The organism is Streptomyces sp. 4F14 (assembly GCF_048159485.1).
Lineage (GTDB): Bacteria > Actinomycetota > Actinomycetes > Streptomycetales > Streptomycetaceae > Streptomyces.
This window is the reverse complement of sequence record NZ_JBLRVY010000334.1, coordinates 1-333: the sequence shown is the minus strand read 5'-3', so window position 1 is coordinate 333 and position 333 is coordinate 1. Positions and strand designations below refer to the sequence as shown.

Below are 333 nucleotides of genomic sequence, written 5' to 3'. Positions count from 1 at the left end.
CTGATCGAGCAGCCGCGCACCAGCGTCCGTGAGTACGCGCGCATCCTCGGCGTGGCCCGCGGCACCCTGCAGGCACGGCTGGACCGGCTGGAGCGGGACGGCGTGATCACCGGCACCGGTCCGACCCTCTCCCCCGCCGCGCTCGGCCACCCCGTGCTCGCCTTCGACCACCTGGAGGTCACCCAGGGGCATCTGGTCGAGGTGGGTGACGCGCTGGCGGCCGTGCCCGAGATCATCGAGGCGTTCTCGACGACGGGCGGCGGCGATCTGCTGACCCGTGTCGTCGCCCGGGACAACGGGCACCTGGAGGACGTGATCCAGCGGCTGATCCAG

At 72.7% G+C, this 333-nt stretch carries 1 protein-coding gene; it reads left to right on the top strand.

What is annotated here, in order from left to right:
• A partial coding sequence (locus tag ACLZOT_RS50990; RefSeq protein ID WP_416976116.1) for an Lrp/AsnC family transcriptional regulator occupies positions 1–333 on the top strand: 333 nt, incomplete at both ends.